At 49.2% G+C, this 17,968-nt stretch carries 13 protein-coding genes and 1 pseudogene; 3 read left to right on the top strand and 11 right to left on the bottom strand.

Annotation, left to right across the window (positions count from 1 at the left end):
- Positions 1–33: 33 nt before the first annotated feature.
- The 9 genes from uvrA to tpiA all read right to left on the bottom strand — a co-directional run bounded on the left by uvrA (position 34) and on the right by tpiA (position 11,671).
- Complete coding sequence (uvrA, locus tag G459_RS0120605; protein WP_026969334.1) at positions 34–2,865, bottom strand: excinuclease ABC subunit UvrA; 2,832 nt, start codon at positions 2,863–2,865, stop codon at positions 34–36.
- Positions 2,866–2,976: 111 nt separating this feature from the next.
- On the bottom strand, positions 2,977–4,263 hold the full coding sequence (locus tag G459_RS0120600) for a M24 family metallopeptidase (protein WP_035456531.1): 1,287 nt from the start codon (positions 4,261–4,263) through the stop codon (positions 2,977–2,979).
- A 47-nt stretch (positions 4,264–4,310) separates the two neighbouring features.
- Entirely contained in the window at positions 4,311–5,249 is a 939-nt protein-coding gene (locus G459_RS0120595) for a lytic transglycosylase domain-containing protein (protein WP_026969332.1), read from the bottom strand.
- Positions 5,250–5,286: 37 nt separating this feature from the next.
- Entirely contained in the window at positions 5,287–5,643 is a 357-nt protein-coding gene (locus G459_RS0120590) for a hypothetical protein (protein WP_157373394.1), read from the bottom strand.
- A 145-nt stretch (positions 5,644–5,788) separates the two neighbouring features.
- Positions 5,789–7,312 (bottom strand): GH3 auxin-responsive promoter family protein, encoded by a 1,524-nt coding sequence (locus tag G459_RS0120585; RefSeq protein ID WP_026969330.1) that lies wholly within the window; start codon positions 7,310–7,312, stop codon positions 5,789–5,791.
- Positions 7,312–8,049: an LPS export ABC transporter ATP-binding protein gene (gene lptB, locus G459_RS0120580; RefSeq protein WP_026969329.1), complete on the bottom strand. Its 738-nt coding sequence runs from the start codon at positions 8,047–8,049 to the stop codon at positions 7,312–7,314. Before lptB ends, G459_RS0120585 begins: the two co-directional genes overlap by 1 nt.
- A 1-nt stretch (position 8,050) precedes the next feature.
- Complete coding sequence (recJ, locus tag G459_RS0120575; protein WP_026969328.1) at positions 8,051–9,775, bottom strand: single-stranded-DNA-specific exonuclease RecJ; 1,725 nt, start codon at positions 9,773–9,775, stop codon at positions 8,051–8,053.
- 300 nt (positions 9,776–10,075) lie between these two features.
- Complete coding sequence (gene prmA, locus G459_RS0120565) at positions 10,076–10,903, bottom strand: 50S ribosomal protein L11 methyltransferase (RefSeq protein WP_026969326.1); 828 nt, start codon at positions 10,901–10,903, stop codon at positions 10,076–10,078.
- Between the two features lie 6 nt (positions 10,904–10,909).
- Positions 10,910–11,671: a triose-phosphate isomerase gene (tpiA, locus tag G459_RS0120560; RefSeq protein ID WP_026969325.1), complete on the bottom strand. Its 762-nt coding sequence runs from the start codon at positions 11,669–11,671 to the stop codon at positions 10,910–10,912.
- A 70-nt stretch (positions 11,672–11,741) separates the two neighbouring features.
- Between tpiA and G459_RS0120555 the strand changes: the two genes are divergently transcribed.
- Positions 11,742–12,257 carry a regulatory protein RecX gene (locus tag G459_RS0120555; protein WP_026969324.1) on the top strand — a complete coding sequence of 172 codons (516 nt, stop codon included), beginning with the start codon at positions 11,742–11,744 and terminating at the stop codon, positions 12,255–12,257.
- A gap of 157 nt (positions 12,258–12,414) precedes the next feature.
- Here G459_RS0120555 and G459_RS0120550 read toward each other — a convergent pair whose 3' ends face one another.
- Positions 12,415–13,095 (bottom strand): DUF6624 domain-containing protein, encoded by a 681-nt coding sequence (locus G459_RS0120550; RefSeq protein ID WP_026969323.1) that lies wholly within the window; start codon positions 13,093–13,095, stop codon positions 12,415–12,417.
- Between the two features lie 110 nt (positions 13,096–13,205).
- Complete coding sequence (crtD, locus tag G459_RS0120545; RefSeq protein WP_026969322.1) at positions 13,206–14,672, bottom strand: 1-hydroxycarotenoid 3,4-desaturase CrtD; 1,467 nt, start codon at positions 14,670–14,672, stop codon at positions 13,206–13,208.
- A 280-nt stretch (positions 14,673–14,952) separates the two neighbouring features.
- Between crtD and G459_RS0120540 the strand changes: the two genes are divergently transcribed.
- Both G459_RS0120540 and G459_RS28060 read left to right on the top strand, forming a co-directional pair.
- Positions 14,953–16,038, top strand: a complete 1,086-nt coding sequence (locus tag G459_RS0120540) for a hypothetical protein (RefSeq protein WP_026969321.1) — start codon at positions 14,953–14,955, stop codon at positions 16,036–16,038.
- Positions 16,039–16,314: 276 nt separating this feature from the next.
- A pseudogene (locus G459_RS28060) lies at positions 16,315–17,862 on the top strand (sulfatase family protein).
- Positions 17,863–17,968: the final 106 nt, after the last annotated feature.

The following is a 17,968-nucleotide window of genomic DNA, read 5'->3' as shown; positions in this document are numbered from 1 at the left end:
AGAAGGGCGAGACCGTTGATTTTCGCGTCAATTTCAGGAGTTTAGCTCAAGCTTGAGAAACCTGCCGGTATGACTTCGAGGATGAGCAGCGACCTCTTCGGGTGTTCCCTGCACCACGATTGTCCCGCCTTTGTTTCCGCCCTCAGGCCCTAGGTCAATGACACGGTCAGCCACTTTGATCACGTCGAGGTTGTGCTCGATGATCAGGACGGTATTCCCTTTGTCCACCAGCTTTTGTAACACACCCATCAAGAGGTCGATGTCTTGGAAGTGCAAGCCCGTTGTCGGCTCGTCGAGGATGTAGAAGGTCTTTCCAGTGTCCTTTTTCGAAAGCTCGGTTGCAAGCTTGACCCGTTGGGCTTCCCCGCCGGACAGCGTCGTCGCATGCTGGCCGAGGGTGATGTAACCCAATCCAACCTCACTCAGTGTTTTTATCTTTCTCAGGATCTTAGGTTGAAACTCAAAAAACTCCACCGCCTGCTCCACGGTCATGTCCAGCACGTCGGAGATAGACTTGCCCTTGAATCGGATTTCCAAGGTCTCACGGTTGTAGCGCTTGCCTTTGCAGGTTTCGCATGGAATGTGCACATCGGGGAGAAAGTCCATCTCGATCAGTTTCATTCCCGCACCTTCACAGTCCTCGCATCTGCCACCTTTGACGTTGAATGAAAACCGTCCGGGTTTATAGCCCCTGATTTTCGCTTCGGGCAGCTCGGTAAAGAGCGTACGGATATCGGAGAAAACTCCGGTGTAGGTGGCCGGGTTCGACCGCGGAGTCCGCCCGATCGGAGACTGGTCCACTTCGATGACTTTGTCGAGTTCCTTCAGGCCTTCGATGCTCTTGAAGGGCATCGGTTCTTTTTTGGAATTATAAAATTCCCGATTCAAGATCGGATACAGTGTCTCGTGGATCAGCGTACTTTTTCCACTGCCGGATACACCCGTGATTAGGATCAAAGTGCCCAATGGGAGTTCCAAAGTGACATTTTTTAGGTTGTTCCCAGTAGCACCGCTCAGGATGAGGCTTTTGCCTTTCCCTTTTCTCCGCTCTTTGGGAATCGGAAGACCGAGCTTCCCACTCAGGTATCTCGCGGTCACCGAGCCGTTGTTGAAGATCTCGCTTGGCTTGCCTGCAGCAACCACATGTCCTCCATGTCGACCCGCTCCAGGGCCCATGTCGAGCACAAAGTCAGAAGCCAGCATCATGTCCTTGTCATGCTCTACAACCAGCACCGAATTACCAAGATCGCGAAGGCTTTGGAGCGCCTTGATCAGTTTCTCGTTATCCCGCTGGTGCAACCCGATGCTCGGTTCATCCAAAATATAAAGTACGCCGACGAGCTGGGTTCCAATCTGGGTAGCCAAGCGGATTCGCTGGGCCTCTCCACCGGAAAGTGTCCGCAGGGGTCGGTTCAGCGACAGGTAATCCAGTCCGATATCCAGCAAAAATCCGATCCGTTTTCGGATTTCCTTCAAGACCTCGGCACCGATGAGCTGTTGCTTCTCTGTCATGCGATCCTCCAGCCCATCAAACCATTCGGACAGACTTCGAATATCCATCACAGCAAGTTCGCCGATGTGCTTTTCGTCGATCTTGAAGTGCAAAGCTTCTTTTTTCAATCGATAGCCATGGCAATCGGGGCAGGTTTGGGTGATGGTGAATTCACTGACCCAGTCCTGGATTTTGTCGGAAGATCCCTCTTGATATTTCTGAAGGAAATTGACAATCCCTTCGAAAGTCGTCGTCCATTTCGTCCCCGGGTATTTCACCGAATCCACTGCGACTTCCACTTTGTCGCCATAGAGCAACACCTGCACCACTTCCTCCGGCAGATCCCGGATCGGTGTGCTCATGCTGCATTTGTAGTGCTTTAGGATGGCTTCAATCTTCTTGAAAATCCAGATGTCCCGGTATTCTCCCAGCGGCGCGATTCCACCACGGGTGATGCTCAGACTAGGATCTGGAATGATGCTCTCTTGGGTAATTTCTTCTGTGATTCCCAGTCCATTACAGGTGGGACAGGCTCCGTAGGGAGAGTTAAATGAAAATGAGTTAGGTGCGGGTTCATCGTAAGACAAGCCCGTCTCGGGATCCATCAGGTATTTTGAAAAATGATGGATCTCTCCGCTTTCCTCACGGATCATGATCACTCCTTTGCCGTGTTGCAAACCGGCTTTCAGTGATTGAGTGATACGAAATCGGTCGGATTCTTCCGCCACTATGCGGTCGATGACGATCTCGATGTCGTGAATCTTGTACCGGTCGAGCTGCATCTTGGGCACTATGTCCATGACAACATTGTCTACTCGGACCTTGGAAAAGCCCATCTTTCGGATCTGCTCAAAAAGCTCCCGGTAGTGTCCCTTTCGCCCTTTGACCACTGGTGCGAGGATGTATAGTTTTTTATCCAAAAACTTTGAAAACAGCTGCTCGATGATCTGATCCTCGGTCTGACGGATCATCTTTTTTCCCGTCAGATAGGAATAAGCCTCCCCTGCGCGCGCGTAGAGCAGACGCATGAAGTCATAGATCTCTGTCACGGTGCCGACAGTCGAGCGGGGATTCTTGGAAGTGGTCTTTTGCTCGATGGCAATCACCGGCGAGAGGCCGTTGATCTTGTCCACGTCCGGTCGCTCCATCCCTCCCAAAAACGAGCGCGCATAGGCCGAAAAGCTCTCCATATAGCGACGCTGCCCTTCGGCATAGATCGTATCAAAGGCCAGCGAACTCTTTCCGCTGCCCGAAAGTCCGGTCACCACCACCAGCTTGTTGCGCGGGATCTTGATGTCCAGATTCTTCAGGTTGTGCTCTCGGGCACCAAAAATTTCAATATATTCTTCCTGTGAAGCAGGGGTTTGACTCATTGGAAAGGGGGGAATTAACTAAGGAGCGAAGGTACAATTTTTTGAAGGGAAGAGCGATCCCAGCTCAAAGATTGTAACCCAAAATGCGACAATTGGTTCCCTTCTATTTACTTAGGCAAAAGGCTGTGTGATCGACGGACTGGGTTGGGAAAACCAAACCGGCCCGTTCGCGGTCATATAGACGCAGTCTTCGTGTCGAACTCCAAATTCTCCCACAATCGAAATGTTGGGCTCGATGCTGAAACACATGCCCGGCTCCAGGACTTGTTTGTTGCCTCTGACGGCATTGCCCCATTCGTGGCCATCCATGCCGATCCCGTGACCGGTACGGTGTGGCAGGCCGGGAAGCTTGTAGTCCGGTCCAAATCCGGCATCGGTAATCACCTTTCGCGCAGCGGCATCCACTGCCTCCAGAGGAGCTCCGAGCTGCGCCGCTTTGAAGCCCGCCGCTTGGGCCTCTTTTTCCAGGTTCCAAATCTCCAGCTGCCGAGCCGTCGGCTCCGCTCCAAATACAATCGTACGGCTGATATCTGAGTTGTATCCCTGCACGAGCGCACCGCAATCCACCAGAACGACGTCTCCTTTTTTCAAGATTTGAGGCTGAGAGCTTCCGTGGGGAAACGCAGACGCGGGGCCAGAGTTGGCCAAGGCAAAAGCATGTCTTGCACCCATTTTCTGGTGCGCTTGGGCGACTGCAGACGAAAAAAGGGAAGGGGATTCTCCATCTTTCAGCGCCGCAAATCCAAATTTCATTGCTTCAATGGTATAATCTGTGGCGATCTGCATCAAGGCAATTTCCGCTTTGGATTTGATAATTCTACAAGGAATCGTGACAGGATCCGCACTGACGATTTCAAAATTGGTGGCGACTTTGCGCACTCCATCGGCAATGAAGAATCGAACCCGCTCCTCCATTCCTATCTTGCCGGATTGGGCTCCAGAGTCTAAAATGGCCTTTTTGATTTGCTCATAGGGACTTTCGTCCTCTTCCCACGGGTAAATCTTGTCTCCAAGTTTGGTTCCCGTCGCGAGCATCTCCTCCAGCCGGTCTTCTTCAAATTTCGGGCAGATATAGCTCACTTCCCCTTTGGCAGGAATCACCGCTACCATCGGACGCTCGCTTTGTCCCCAGGTCATCGCTGTGAAATAGTTCATCGTGGTGCCGGAGTCGAGTACGATGGCCGCAAAGCCATTTCTTGCCATCAATTCCTGTGCTTTTGCCACGCGGGCTTTTCGCTCTTCCAGAGAGATCGGGACCACATCCGCCACCCGGGAAGTCAATCGATCAAGTTGTGAATTGGTGGATGGTGGCTCGGTAGCTCCAAAAGCGGAGCCTGCGGCCAAAAGGGATGATCCTGCTCCTAAAGCTGACATATGGATAAAGTTCCGTCGTTTCATTGGGTTCAAAAGGTTCGTGGTAGTTTTGTCGAAAATACCGGAAATAGCTATTCCGGCAATTGAATTTCGTAAGTTTTCCCTCGCTTGACATTCAGATCACGTTCTCTCAGCCAGGGATTGTAGAGCTTCAGCTCCTTGTAGGAACTGCCGTGATCCTTGGCCCACTTGGGAAGGTCTTTGATATCAGAATCCACTCGGATTGATTTCAGTGGGGGATTTTTGTAATAATCGCTTGGCCGGAGATGATAGCCAAAGGATCCTGGATTTTCGAAGATTACCTTGAATGCAAGTATCCTAAAAAGATATCGGCTGGTCTCGTCATTGAGGTACATCTCGTAAAAATTCCGGTGCAGTTGCTCCTGCTGTCTTTTACTAAAGCCCGTCTGGCCCATATTGTAGCTTGCTGCGACCGCGGTCCAGTCGCCGAATTTTGCGTGGGCTTTCTTAAAATACTTCGCAGCTGCCAATGTGGACTTTTCGAAATGGTAGCGCTCGTCCACATCTTTGGATATTTCCAGGCCATATTCCTTGCCGGTAGATTCCAAGATCTGCCAAAACCCTCTGGCACCGGCCGGGGAACCTACATTCATCAGCGCACTTTCAGCGATAGCCAGATATTTAAAATCATCCGGAATGCCGTTTTCCTTCAGCATCCGCTCGATCTCCGGAAGGTATTTCGCGGATCGCTTTAGCAGTAAGATCATGTTGGACTCCCAGTAAGCGTTGACATAGATCTCCCGCTCTAGGCGCTCCAGGATATCACCGTTCTCCAGCGGTACTTTTTCTCCTGCAAAATCCAGATCCTTTGGGATGTCAAACAGACGGATAGAATCCCGAAACGACATCTGCGGAGGCATATCCACGGGTTCGACCGCGATGTATTCGGTGGTCGTACTTGGCAAAGGTGCCTTCCAGTAGGCGAGCGCCGCCAATACCAGACTTGCCGTCAGAAGTGTATAAATGAGGATGAGATGGGGCTTGGACATGGGGCAAGAAACGGAAACTTCAGCCCAAAAGGTAAGATCAGCCGAGGGAAATCCCTAAGAACTTTCTTCGAGTGGCTTTTCGAATTTCCTTTTTCTTGAGGTTGAAGTCTTCCAGAGATTCAAATGTCCAATTGGAAGCGCAACTACTAGTCGCAATACCTCCATTTTGCCCTGCTGAACCAAAAATCAGCATAAGCTGACCGGGCTGAAAATATTCTGAATCAATAGACCAACCATTGTCCATAAGCAGGTATTCGCCAGTCATTTTCTTTTTCACTTTCCCTTTGAAAACCTCCAAAACCCGCAACTGGGGATGATACCCTCCCTTTTTGTAATAGGTCGAATCGGAGGAAAGATAAATCGTATTTTCAAAGCCTTCGACTTGACTATCCACCAAGGATTCTACTTCTGCAAAAAATATGTAATCGTATCTCTTTGAGTGATCTTGGAGAGATCCGGCGAGAATAACACATTCACAGGCCGATGATTGGAAGTGGATAACGAAGGCGAAAAGCAAAAGGCAGATAGATTTCATTTAACTATCCCTTCATCATCTCCAAAATTTCTTCCAGATATTCCCGCGTATTGGAAAGTCGCGGCACCTTATGCTGTCCGCCCAATTTGCCTTTCTTGCCCAGCCAAGCCTCAAAAAGACCCTGATTGGCTTGATGGACGATGGGCATCTTCAGCGCGATGTCTTTGTACCGCTTCGCGTCATAGTCGGAATTGACCTGACGGAGTTTTTGGTCTAAAAGCCGGGTAAACTCGTCGAGACTTTCCGGAGCTTTTTGAAATTCAATCACCCATTCATGCGCGCCATTGGATCCGTTTCCCTCGAAATAAACCGGAGCTGCGGTGAAATTGTTGATGGTCGCATGGGTTTCTTCGGCAGCGAACTGGACAGCCGCTTCGGCATTCTCCACGATTACTTCTTCGCCAAAAGCGTTGATAAAATGTTTCGTACGCCCAGAGATGCGGAAGCGATAGGGCAAGGTCGAGGTAAACTTGATCGTGTCGCCGATCTTGTAGCGCCAGAGTCCGCCGTTGGTGGAGATCACCACGGCGTAGTTTTTACCCACCTCCACATCCTGAAGTGGGACGACCTTCGGCCATTCCGTTTCCCACTCCTCCATAGGAATGAATTCATAGAAAATCCCGTAGTCCAACAGGAGCAAGAGCTCATCAGAATCAGGCTGGTCCTGAATGCCAAAAAATCCCTCGGAGGCATTATAGGTCTCCATGTAGTGCATCTTATCTGAAGGAATCAGCTCCCAGAAGAGACTGCGATACGGGCCAAAAGCCACCGCCCCGTGGAAAAAGACTTCCAGGTTGGGCCAAACTTCCAGGATGTTTTTTGCCTTTTTCAGCTCGAGAATTCTTCTCAACAGTACAATCGTCCAAGTAGGAACTCCTGCGATGCTCGTCACATTTTCGTTCATCGTCTCACGGGCCATCTTCTCAATCTTGGCTTCCCAGTCAGCCATCAGGGCAGTTTCCAAGCTGGGAGTTCTGGCAAACTGAACCCAAAGCGGCAGGTTTTGCATGATGACCGCAGAGACGTCACCAGCTTTGGCGGTTCCCTCCGGATTGAGCGGGTTTTTCTCCAGCGTCCCGCCGATCGTGAGACTTTTGCCGGTGAACAGCTTGGTGTCGGGGTAGTTGGAGATGTACAGCGAGAGCATGTCTTTGCCCCCTTTGTAGTGGCATTCTTCCAAGCTTTGCTCTGATACGGGAATGTATTTGCTGCGGCTGCCTGTAGTGCCGGAGGATTTGGAAAACCACTCGATCTCGGTATTCCAGATGACATTTTGCCGGCCCTGCATGGTCTTCTCAAAGTAGGGCTTGGAGGATTCGTAGTCGAACACCGGAACTCTGCCTGCGAAATCAGCATAGGACTTGATCGATTCGAAGCCGAATTCTTCGCCAAACTCCGTCCCTTTTCCGGATTGGATCAGCTCCCGAAAAGTCGCTTCCTGGACTGGAATGGGGTTTTGCTTAAAATTCTCGATCTGACCTAACCGGTTTTTGAAGATCCAGGTCAAAAAACTGTTGATCACTTCCACTAGTTGAAGACTTTGCGTTTCAGCTCAAAATTACTTCCCAAATATACTTTTCGCACTTGCTCATCAGCGGCAAGTTCCTCGGCGGTGCCAGCCTTGAGCAGCTTGCCTTCAAACATCAGGTAAGCGCGGTCGGTGATGGAAAGGGTCTCGTTGACATTGTGATCGGTGATCAGGATGCCGATATTTTTGGTCTTGAGCTTGGCGACGATGGTCTGGATCTCTTCCACAGCGATCGGATCCACTCCGGCGAAGGGCTCGTCCAACAGGACGAATTTGGGGTCCACAGCCAAGGCTCTGGCAATCTCAGTTCGGCGTCTCTCGCCTCCAGACAGCACCATCCCGAGGTTTTTCCGCACGTGTGTCAAGCTGAACTCTTCCATCAGACTTTCCATCTTCTCCTTTTGGGCTGCCTTGGGCAATTTGGTCATCTCCAGCACTGCCAGGATGTTTTCTTCCACGGAGAGTTTCCTGAAAACCGACGCCTCCTGCGCCAGATATCCGATCCCCAACTTCGCACGCTTGTACATTGGAAGGCTGGTGATGGGTTCGTTTTCGAGGAAAATCTTGCCTTCGTTGGGCTGGATCAGCCCCACAATCATGTAGAACGAGGTCGTCTTTCCGGCACCGTTTGGTCCTAGGAGTCCGACGATTTCACCCTGCTCAACCTGCACGGAGATATCATTGACCACCCGGCGGCCTTTATAGATCTTGACTAAGTGTTCGGCACGAAGCATCATATCAGTCAAATTTGATGTCTTTCACGTAGAGTTGCAAGCTACTTTTGTCGCGGAAAAAATTCTCCCGCATTTCGGCGACGATGTCAAATCGCATCTTGCCGCGAAGCATATTGACTGTCGTCAGATCGGGATCTTTGGCGCGGTCGGCCATGCCAAATCCCAGACAAACGGGCGTGGTCACCTGCCCATCCTGCACGATCTTGAACCGCAAATGCTTGTCTTTCAGAACCGTAACTTCGTCCGCATAGACATTGGAGATTCGGAACACCGGCTCGGTATTGCCCGGACCGAAGGGTGCCATCTGCTTCAGGATGCTGTGGAATTTGTAATTAATCTGATCTAGAAGCAGCACATCGTCGATCTCGATCACTGGCTTGCGGTGAACTTCTTCGATCCGGCTGTGCACCACTTTTTCAAATTTCTTCTGAAAAGCCGGCACATTCTCGACCGAAAGCGTCAAACCAGCGGCATATTTATGTCCTCCAAACTGATCCAGCAGGTCGGCACATTCCGCAATTGCCTCGTAGATGTCAAAGTCCACGACGGAGCGGGCACTGCCGGTGGCTTTACCGTTAGACTCGGTGAGGATGATTGTCGGGCGGTAATATTTCTCGATGCAGCGGCTAGCCACGATGCCTATTACTCCCTTGTGCCAATCGTTTTTGAAAAGCACGGTGGACTTCCATTCCGCCTTCTCCTCCATCTCCAACAGCATCTCAAAGGCCTCTTTGGTGATATTCTCATCAAAATTGCGTCGGGTCGAGTTGACCTCATCCACCAGTTTGGCGCGCTCGATGGCCTCATCGAGGTTGGGCGCGATCAGCAGTTCGACAGAGGCCTTGGCATGTTCGAGACGTCCGGAAGCGTTAATCCTGGGACCAATTTTAAAGACGATGTCCGAGATCTGGATATCCTTTTCAACCTTGGCTTGCAGGATCAGTGCTTTCAATCCCGGCCTTGGAATATTGTTGATGCGGTCCAGGCCATAGTAGGCCAAGATCCTGTTTTCTCCCGAAATGGGAACAATATCAGCTGCGATACTGACCACTACCAGATCGAGATAGCCATACAATGTTGACTCCTCCATCCCATGCCTTTTGGCGTATGCTTGGATTAGTTTGAAGCCCACCCCGCAACCGCTCAATTCTTTGTAGGGATAGTTGCAGTCCGCTCTTTTGGCGTCCAGCACCGCGATGGCAGCAGGTAATTCATCTCCCGGCGTGTGGTGATCGCAGATGATAAAATCCACGCCAAGCTCGGACGCAAGCGCGACTTTCTCAATCGCCTTGATACCGCAATCCAGTGCAATGATCAGCTTGATGCCATTTTCGGCAGCAAACCTCACTCCCCGCTCCGATATGCCGTACCCTTCCTTGTATCGGTCAGGAATATAAAATTCAACGTTTGGATAAAAGCCTTTCAAGAAACTGTACATGAGCGCTACAGCCGTCGTGCCGTCCACGTCATAATCTCCATAGACCATGATTCGCTCCTGACGCAGCACGGCTTGCTCGATCCGGTTGACCGCTGCTTCCATGTCCTGCATCAGAAATGGATCATGCAGCTGACTAAGGACCGGACGGAAGTAGTCTTTGGCTTGCTCAAAACTCTCCACCTCTCGGTTGATCAGCATGTTGGCCAAGGTAGGATTCACATTGATCTCCTTACCGAGCCGTTCGATGGCTGATTGCGAGGCTTTGGGTTTTTGTCTCCAGACGTACTCCATGGGGTTGTTTTACAAAAGATAAAGGGGATCGAGATCCTCTTGTGAAATGATTGGGTGATAGACTTTAAGCGAACTTTAATGCCTAAAAGTTTCTACAGCTACGATTTTCGTCGCTTTTTTTCCCCCTGATAATAAAACCAAAATAAACCTGGAAAGATCAAGGCTCTCAGTTTCCAAAAGTTTTTCTCCGACAGCGTCAGCGCTTCATCCTCGTGAATGGTCCGGTACATTTTTCCCGCCAAAAGGCAATGCCCCAACAAAACTAAAAAGAGAACTGCGTAGATGTAGAGCTCTGTCATTTTAGTCCTTCTGCAAGATAAGTGCGGCCCAATTGTCTTTGGATGATTGCTTTATCAACTCCAATCCCAGTGGTCGAGCGGCTTCCACCAAGTCCACGATGTCTTCGGTGTAAAATCCGCTCAGTAACAAAAACCCTCGGGAAGGCAACAGCCCAGCGTAGATTTCCATCTCGTCGAGCAGCACGTTTTTATTGATATTGGCCAGGACGATCTCGAAAGTTCCCATCGGATTGACCTGTCTGATCGTGCCCAATCCCATACGGGTTTGGAGTCCGTTCAGGTCAAAGTTTTCGTTGCCGTTATCCACGCACCAGTCGTCGATGTCAAAGGCTTCTACTTCACCGGCTCCAAGCAAATGGGCCATGATTGCAAGAATTCCGGTCCCGGAACCGACGTCCAGTACTCTTTTCCCGGCATGATCAATCTCACCCTGGTGTCTGAGCATCTGGAATGTCGTGGCATGGTGACCGGTGCCAAAGGACATCTTCGGATTGATGACGATTTCGTGTTTGAAACCGGACTTTGGTTCGTGAAATGACGCCCTGACGTACACCAGATCCTCCACTTCAATCGGGTCGTAATTCTTTTCCCATTCCTCGTTCCAGTTGACTTTGGGCATCACAGCCTCAGTCAGGGTGATTTGGGCGACTTCCTGATAGCCCGCTATTAGTTCGTCGAATCTCTCCCGGTCAAAATCGGCTTCAGACGCATAAGCGTCAATTCCCTCCTCGGTCTCGAGGAAGGAATCGAAGCCAATTTCGGCCAATTCGGCGATTAGGATTTCCCGGAATTCTTCCAGGCATTCGATCTTAAACTCCAGGTAATCCATGAAAACTTAGAATGATTTGATAATATCCAGGAAGTCTCTGGACTTCAGCGATGCTCCGCCGATCAGGCCCCCGTCGACATCCGGCTTGGAGAAAAGCTCCTTGGCGTTGCCTGGATTGGCACTTCCTCCGTAGAGAATCGACGTCTCCGCTGCGATTTCTTTTCCGAATTTGGTGGAGATGTGTCTTCTCAGCGCGGCATGCATTTCCTGAGCTTCGTCAGCTGTGGCGGTTTTACCGGTGCCGATTGCCCAGATGGGTTCGTAGGCGATCACCACTTTGGAAAAATCCTCAGGAGAGAGGTCAAAAAGACTTTGTGTCAGCTGGAATTTCACATTGGATTCGTGCGTGCCGGCAGTTCGGATTTCCAGAGATTCTCCGCAGCAGAAGATCGGTGTCAGGCCATGAGCGAGCGCAGTCTTCACTTTTTCGGCAAGCAGTTCATTGTTTTCTTTGAAATATTCTCTGCGTTCCGAATGACCCAAGATCACATACTGCACACCAAATGAAGCCAAGATTTTGGCTGAGACTTCGCCCGTATAGGCACCTCCGTTTTTGTCTGAGCAGTTTTGAGCACCCAAGGCGATTCCTTTGGTATCGCCGATCAGTTTTTTTACAGGAAAAATATGTGGAAAAGGAGGGTTAAGCACAGCGATGACGTCCTTTACAGCTTCGTCCTTGTACATGTTTACGATCTCAGAAGTGAGTTTTTGACCTTCGTCAAAGGTCATATTCATCTTCCAGTTACCAGCAACGATTTTCTTTCTCATGAGGGGATTAAAATTTGTGGAGTTTGAAAAAAAGAGTAAGCAAGGGTATTTTGCCTTAAAATTACCAAAAATGTCCAGTTGGGGAACAAATAACCCGGATCATGCTCCAAAAAAGTACTGGTCAGTCGAGGAAGCAAGGGGGAAACTAGAAACCTATTGTGCTTATCAAGAGCGATGTCAGTGGGAAGTCCGGCGGAAACTTTACGAAAAAGGCATCAAAGGCGATTCCGCCGAAGAAATGATCAGTGAGATGATTTTGTCCGATTTTTTGAATGAGGAGCGATTTGCGAGATCTTTTGCCCGGGGCAAGTTTCGGTTGAGGCACTGGGGCCGAACTCGGATCACCAGAGAGCTCAAGCTCAGGCAGATCAGCCCAGCGTGTGTTCGATTGGGGCTTTCGGAGATCGATCCGGAAGAATACTACGATGAGCTGTTAAATCAAGCCGAGAAAAAATGGGAGAAGACCGTGGAGAAAGAACCGTTCAAGAAACGCTACAAAGTGATCAGCTACCTGATGGCAAAGGGCTTTGAGCAGGATCTGGTACAGGAAGCGGTTTTGACAGTTTCCAGTGGGCAGTCGCAGTGATCGGTGGTCGAAGAATCATTTCGACCGTAGGGAAAAATCTTATAATGTGGAGTAGTTGTGACGATCAGACCTCTCCTATCGTCGAGGCGACCATACTGGAATACCTTCTTCTTGAAAATATGAGTGGTTAAAATATCGAGATCGTATCTAAAACAAATCATTTCAACTCGTAGAGCGTTGGCCCCGTGATACCTTCTCCAAGAAATACTGCTTTATTGATTTCGAAGTGCATCTCGGACATCTGGTTTAGATATTCCTCAAGCGGCGGTAGCCCGATAGACTCTCTGCGCTGATTTACATTTGCGCTGTCAGCAAGATCCCGGGAATAGGCTTGGCAAATTCCGTCGCGATAGGCCACCTGAGTGCCGTAAATCTGAGGTTTGCCTGTGTTGAGATTGACTCGATCCACCAGCAACCCGTAGTTAGCCGGATCAGCGTTACCCTTGTCCACCTGCGCTTTCATTTGGCTAAGCACCTTCGCTTGAAAATCCGGAACGTGATCTGAATGCTGAACCATCAACCAAAAATCCGTCGATCCGTCCTTTCCGACCAGGTCATAACCGGGAAATCCGCTTTCCTCAAATATCTCTTCAAGGCGCTTTTGATGCGTTGTAAACACACTGTCTTTGAAGGATTCCCATCTCTCGCGACTCCAAGTTTTGTATTCTCCCTGTTGGACAAAAGCGGCGATCTGATCGACTTTCTTCATCGCCGACAGTTCGGCCGCCAATTCCTGATCAAATTCCTTATTTGTCTCCCCCGTCTCCTCCTTTACCACAGCGGGCTGACACGAGAAACTTAAAACGGCGAGACAAACTCCAACGAGTAGATATTTCATGAATTCTTAAAGTGATTATCCAAAAATAAAAACTCACTGGAGCCGAGAGATTTAATTAACAGAATTTATCAAAAAATCGAATTCCTCTCCCTACTCAAGAATCAAAACGATCACTGCCCGATCATCTCACTCATGATCTTAGCCGAAAGCAACGAAAGCGGAATCCCGCCGCCCGGATGCACTGAGCCACCGCAGAAATAGAGGTTTTTGATCGATGAAGAATAATTTGCGTGGCGGAGGAAAGCCGCAAAACGGTTGTTGGAACTATTGCCGTAGAGCGCGCCCTGCGCGGAGGACGTCTTCAGTTCGATCGATCTGGGATCGAGGATTTCTTCGACTTCGATCAGGGGCTCGAGCTCGGTTTTCAGAACCCGGTTGATCTTAGCGATGATATTTTTCCGCGCTTCGGCTATCAGCAGATCCCAGTCTTGTCCCTGATTGTTGGGCACATTGATCATGGTAAACCAATTCATGCAACCCGGCGGCGCATCGTCCGGTTTGTGGACTGAGGTGATGTTGATGTACACCGTGGGATCATGATAGATCGTTCCGTGTTTGAAAATATGTGCAAACTCCGTCTGATAGTCTTCCGAAAAGAGGATATTGTGCAGCTCCAGTTCCGGGAAAACGCTTTGTACTCCCCAGTAAAAGATCAACGCAGAACTCGATTTGGGCTGACTGAGCAGCATCTTGGGTTGTTTCTGCTTCCGGAGGATGGTCTTGTAGGCATTGACCATGTCCATGTTGTTGACCACCACATCTGCCGGGAATTTTTTTTCCCGGGAACTGAGTCCAACGGCTTTTCCATCTTCCACAAGGATTTCCTCCACCTTGGTGTTGAAATGGAAGGTCACGCCCAGCGACTGGGCCAGACTAAACAGGCTGGTGGTGATGTCGTGCATTCCATTCTTTGGAAAAAAAGCGCCCCGATTGAATTCCAGATGCGGGATGATATTCAGGGTAGCTGGTGTCTGATAGGGGTCAGAACCGTTGTAAGTCGCATACCGGTTGAAAAGCTGTACGAGTTTGGGATGTGAAAACTGCTTCTCGTTGGCAGTGTTCATGGTCGTGAAGATACCCAGCTTCCCCATCTTCAGGTAGGATTTCATGGCTTTTGGTCCAGTCCAGGTCGAGAGTCGGTGCAGGGATTTTTCCAAAAACAGCGGCGCCAAGTGCCCGTAGATAAAGGCAGACTGTTTCAGCGCATTTTTAACTTTCCATGCCGGTTCTCCTAGCTCTGTCTCTACTTCTTCCGCAAAGCTACTGGAATCCGCCCAAGCGCTAAGTTTCGTGCCGTCTTCCCAGAAGTAGCGACAGATCAGTTCCAGTCTTTCGTACTCAAAGAACTCCTCTGGCTTTTTCCCAGCCAGGACAAAAAGCTCGTCCACCAACTCCGGCATCGTAAAAAGTGATGGCCCGGCGTCAAACCGGTAGCCGCCGTTTTGAATCTGCGAAAGCTTCCCACCGGGATAAGTGTTGGCATCGAAGACCTCCACCTGGTATCCCTTTGCCGCCAAACGAACGGAAGCAGCTAGGCCTGCGATTCCGGAACCGACGATGAGAGCTTTTTTGGTCATAGGAATAATTATCCAGCCTAAACTAGCTATTGGAATGAAATGTTAAAGAGAACCTGAAAAAAGCTGGCTGATTTAGTAAAAGCCGTCCAAAAGTTTAGCGGCCTAGATTGAATAATACAAGGACAATGGCCTCAAAATTAGAATATTCGACGATCAATTACATTATCGATTCCACAGATTGAATTTTTCTTTAGTAATTTATCATTATTTTCATAAAATAGTTTCAAGAACATTTTTTCGTATATAACATTCATTTACATTTAAACAAAAAACAAAACCTATGAGAATTTTTACAACAAAACTTCTAGGATTGGCTCTGACGGGGTTGATTCTAAGCTCATGTAGCCAGATGGCCACATTTGAGGATGCTGACTTGGCAAATGAGCAGGCAGTAGCAGAAAAAGCGGGATACAAGTTGAGTCCTTTTGGAGCTACAAGTGGGGTAAATCTTAGAACTATTTGTGGGCAAGCAACAACTAAAAACATTAGGAGGCTTCAAGGTAGTGCCGCAATCCAAGCAGCGGATTATGGGGACATTGTTGTCTCGAATGATCAGACTAATATCTACATAGATATTACGCCTTCAGGAATTAGCCCTGTTTCGTATGCCTACTTCCTTGGTAATCATACTTCACTTGCCAACCTAGGCGCACTAAATGGTGTATTGACTGTAAATACGTCCGCTAGTCCATCCTTCGTTATCCCGATTGCAGGAATTGCTGACGTTTACCCAGCAATTGACGGTGTTAATTTCGATTTGGGGGTTGTCCTCCAGCTTGCTGACGGTACTACAAGATACTGGGGTGAAGGAACAGCTTTTATCAACAACATACCAGGACAACAAGGAAGGCACTTTGTGTATACCATCCAAACAGATTGTCCAGAGCCTAATTGCTTTGGTCCGGAAGAAGGGTCTTGGACTGAGGGGTTTGAATACAATCCTGGTAAAAATTTCTCTGAATACTCCTCTTTATCTGACCTTCTTCTCGGTGTAAAACTTCAGGCCGGTGCCCAATACACTCATGTAGGAAATGCTATTGCTGCAGAGGAACTAGGTGAACAAGGAGAAGAACTTGTAAAAATAACAGTAACCCTTCTTAGCGGTTACGTGTTCGGTGACGAATCTTTTGACGAAGAAGGTAATTTACTGCCGGGCTCTCTATTTGTACAACCATTTGGCCAAAGTGATGTAGATAATGGAACTATTCCGGGACTTCAGAATAATAACAACCCCGCTCCCGGTCAATTTCTATACAAATTCAACAACGTAACAGGAAGTTCATATACCATTTCAGGACTTCCTAAAGCTGACTACTACGGTATTAAAACGGCGGTACAAGCTATAATTGAATGTCCTGCCAACTGAGTTAACCCTTTAATAATTCTAATCCCCCGAGCTTCCCTCGGGGGATTTTTTTTGCCTGTTATTAACAAATAACCTCCCATATCCTATCAAATTCCCTTCGTTTTCGCGCCGAAACCGCCCTGGTTATTTTGAAGTTTGTCTAGAAATTGCTGAAATGTAAACGCTTCTCGAAACTCCCAATCCAGTAAAAAGAGAGAGGCTAAATACTAGTTGTCTATATTAACCGGCTATTGTCAACTGCCTATTCAAAAAGAAATTCAGTAAATTTTTGTTCACATGTACACTAGAATTTTAAGTTTTGGTTTGCTGATTTTGTTTGGCATCAGCTGCAGCACTCCCAAAACTGCCGGAAAAAACAGCCCGGAAACCAAACCCAATATCGTCATTATTTATCTGGATGATCTGGGTTACGGAGACCTGAGTGCCTACGGAGCGACACAGTTATCCACACCAAATATCGACCGACTCGCCACCGGCGGCGTCCGTTTTACCAACGGGTATGCGACTTCGGCGACCTGCACACCGAGTCGATACGCCTTGCTTACCGGAGTCTATCCCTGGAGAAACAAAGACGCCAAGATCCTTCCCGGCACTGCTCCCCTGTTGATCGACACAGCTCAGATGACGCTGCCGAAGATGCTGAAAGCGCAATGGTACGAGACGGGAATCGTCGGCAAATGGCATTTGGGGCTAGGTTCAGGCCAAGCTGATTGGAATGGCAGCATCACGCCCGGTCCAAATGAAGTTGGATTCGACTACAGTTATATCCTGGCGGCGACATAGGATCGTGTGCCGACCGGGTACATCCACAACGACCGGGTGGATAACCTCGATCCAAACGATCCGATTGAAGTGGATTATGAGAAAAACTTCGAAGGAGAGCCTACCGGCAAAGACAATCCCGAACTCACCACGATGAAGTGGCATCATGGGCACCACAATAGCATCGTCAACGGCATTCCGAGGATCGGCTTTATGAAAGGCGGAAAGGCTGCCCTTTGGAACGACACCACGATGGCAGACCATTTCCTGCAAAAAGCCCAAGCTTTTGTCAAGTCGAATAAAGAAAAGCCCTTTTTCCTCTATTATGCCCTGCAGGAACCACACGTGCCCCGCACGCCTAATCCAAGATTTGTGGGTAAATCAGGCCTCGGCCCAAGAGGCGATGTGATCTTGGAGGCCGATTGGGTGGTTGGCGAATTTGTCAAAACGCTGGAGCAAGAAGGCCTGTTGGAAAACACACTCATCGTCTTCAGCAGCGACAATGGCCCCGTGCTCAACGACGGCTATTACGATGATGCGGTGGAGAAAAACGGCACGCATACCGCAGCCGGACCGCTCCGAGGCGGGAAGTACAGTTTGCTGGAAGCCGGAACACGGGTACCTTTCTTAATCTACTGGAAAAAGAAAATCCAGCCTCAGGTGTCTGATGCACTGGTCTGTCAGGTGGATTTCCTGACTTCTTTTGCAGCACTGACAGGCAGCGGTGAAAAAGGGCAGGACAGCGAAAACATCCTGGATGCATTCCTCGGCAAAAGTCAAAAAGGCCGTGAAAATCTGATCATTGAAGCTACCGGCCGAACGGCGCTACGTATGGGTAGCTACGTGATGATCCCTCCCCACAAAGGAAATCCGGTTCTTCAGCCTGTCAACATCGAAACCGGAAATTTGCCAGAATATCAGCTCTATAACCTGAAAACCGATATCTCTCAGACCAAAAACCTGGCTGCTTCAGAACCTGAAAAACTGAAGGAAATGATCCAGTTTCACGAGGGAGTTGTCGGCAAGAAAATGCCCGAGGCGGGAGAGACTGAGTTGAAGTGAAAAATAGGGGAGTTCGAAGAGAGTGGCCTCCAAGTCGACACAACGGAGCTAACTTCCGGTTCATCACTTGCCTATTGATTCTGACAGCAAGCTTGAATCTTTGACC

The sequence above is a fragment of the Algoriphagus terrigena DSM 22685 genome, assembly GCF_000429445.1.
Taxonomy (GTDB): domain Bacteria; phylum Bacteroidota; class Bacteroidia; order Cytophagales; family Cyclobacteriaceae; genus Algoriphagus; species Algoriphagus terrigena.
Note: the sequence above shows the minus strand (reverse complement) of the source record. Positions and strands in the feature narration are given on the sequence as shown.

Coding starts and splice junctions, on each gene's coding strand:
- uvrA (WP_026969334.1), bottom strand. CDS start 2,865: ATGAGTCAAACCCCTGCTTCACAGGAAGAATATATTGAAATTTTTGGT.
- G459_RS0120600 (WP_035456531.1), bottom strand. CDS start 4,263: ATGAAACGACGGAACTTTATCCATATGTCAGCTTTAGGAGCAGGATCA.
- lptB (WP_026969329.1), bottom strand. CDS start 8,049: ATGATGCTTCGTGCCGAACACTTAGTCAAGATCTATAAAGGCCGCCGG.
- G459_RS0120550 (WP_026969323.1), bottom strand. CDS start 13,095: ATGAAATATCTACTCGTTGGAGTTTGTCTCGCCGTTTTAAGTTTCTCG.
- crtD (WP_026969322.1), bottom strand. CDS start 14,672: ATGACCAAAAAAGCTCTCATCGTCGGTTCCGGAATCGCAGGCCTAGCT.
- G459_RS0120540 (WP_026969321.1), top strand. CDS start 14,953: ATGAGAATTTTTACAACAAAACTTCTAGGATTGGCTCTGACGGGGTTG.
- G459_RS0120555 (WP_026969324.1), top strand. CDS start 11,742: ATGTCCAGTTGGGGAACAAATAACCCGGATCATGCTCCAAAAAAGTAC.
- G459_RS0120595 (WP_026969332.1), bottom strand. CDS start 5,249: ATGTCCAAGCCCCATCTCATCCTCATTTATACACTTCTGACGGCAAGT.
- tpiA (WP_026969325.1), bottom strand. CDS start 11,671: ATGAGAAAGAAAATCGTTGCTGGTAACTGGAAGATGAATATGACCTTT.
- recJ (WP_026969328.1), bottom strand. CDS start 9,775: ATGGAGTACGTCTGGAGACAAAAACCCAAAGCCTCGCAATCAGCCATC.
- prmA (WP_026969326.1), bottom strand. CDS start 10,903: ATGGATTACCTGGAGTTTAAGATCGAATGCCTGGAAGAATTCCGGGAA.